1 pseudogene is annotated in these 597 nt (G+C 49.1%); it reads left to right on the top strand.

Features of this window, described 5'->3' with window-relative positions:
• Window positions 1–597: pseudogene (locus MSG95_RS18890) on the top strand (hypothetical protein); the annotation flags it as partial.

Here is a 597-nt window from a genome sequence, read left to right as displayed (position 1 = left end):
CAAGCTATGACAGCACGACAGGTGCAGTCAGCTCGCCAACCTATACCGTGAATGGCAACAACGTCAATAACGTGGGCGATGCGATCACGGCATTAGATAAAGGCTGGACTTTACAAAGCAATGGGTCAAATGCGGCTGCAGTCAAAGCTGGCGATACGGTAGATATTGGTACGGTTGCAGGTGAAACCAATCTGAAAGTGACCAAGAGTGGCAATACAATTCAGTATGGACTGAATCGTGATCTGGATCTGGACAGCGTAACCACAGGTGACAGCAAGCTGGATAGCAATGGATTAACCATCGCTGGTGGACCAAGTGTGACCAAGACAGGTATTGATGCTGCTGGGAACACCATCAGTAACGTAGCAGCAGGCACCAATGCTACCGATGCAGTAAACAAAGGCCAGCTTGATGCATTAAGCACGTCAAGCAATAACAAGACTGATGCCTTGGGCAACAGCACCGCCAATAATCTGGGTGGTGGCGCAAGTTATGACAGCACTACCGGTGCAGTCAGCTCGCCAACCTATGTCACCACTAAAACTGACGGTACAACAGTTAATGCTAGCAATGTCGGTGATGCCTTAACTAACCTGA

Origin of the sequence: Acinetobacter sp. IK23, assembly GCF_035615275.1 — a bacterium.
Classification (GTDB): domain Bacteria; phylum Pseudomonadota; class Gammaproteobacteria; order Pseudomonadales; family Moraxellaceae; genus Acinetobacter; species Acinetobacter seifertii.
This window is presented reverse-complemented; position numbering and strand designations above follow the sequence as displayed.